Raw genomic sequence first — 772 nt, forward strand, 5'->3', positions numbered from 1 at the left:
ACCCGGAACTACGCCTCCAGGAGCGCCGTACGAAGTTTTACAGCAGCCTCCAGAAGGCGACGAAGGTCTTCCAGGAGCTGACCTTCGACGACGTGGACGACCTCGACGCGATCTACGAGGACGACATGGTCCAGCGTCTGGAGGAACTCCAGCGGGCGATCGCCACCTGCGTCACCGCCCTGCGCAGGGCGGCCCCGGCACAGCCGTGACCCGGCGGACGGCGCCCGCGGCCGACGCGGGCCCGGGCGCCGTTCCTAGGTGCGGCCGGCGTGCCGCCGGTGGGCAGCGACAGCCCCGCAGCTCGCGGTACAGCGTCGCCCGGCCGATGCCTGGCGCCGCGGACCGAGTGCTGGGCCCCTGGCGCCCGGCATCCGGCAACTCGAACCGCTGGACGGGCCCCGTGGTCGGCGGCGGGCCCGCCGGTGTCCCGCCAACGCGCGTACGGAATAAGCGAGTTCTGTACGTTCCCGGGTCACGGATGCCGCTCCGGCGCGCGCAGCGGCGTCCAGTGTCCCGGTGGCGGAGCTCCCGGTGCCGGTTTCGGAGCGAGCAACGAGAGCAACTCCCCGAGGCCCGCAGCGCGTTCACACCGCGGGGCAGCGTGACCGAACGGGCGGTCGGCGTGCGTGCGGGGGGTGTGGATGACTGGTAGACGCACGTCGGAGTGCGCGTCAAGCAGGGAGTTGAGGTCGGCCATCTCACGCTGTGCGCGTCGCTCGGCGTGGCGCAGCAGGGCCGGTCAGCTGCCCTGGGTCACTTCGCGCCCCACCCG

The 772-nt window shown here is 72.8% G+C and carries 1 pseudogene; it reads left to right on the top strand.

Annotation, left to right across the window (positions count from 1 at the left end):
- Nucleotides 1–209, top strand: a pseudogene (locus ACYVO6_RS49470) (hypothetical protein); the annotation flags it as partial.
- Nucleotides 210–772: the final 563 nt, after the last annotated feature.

It is taken from the genome of Streptomyces pseudoechinosporeus, from assembly GCF_054783935.1.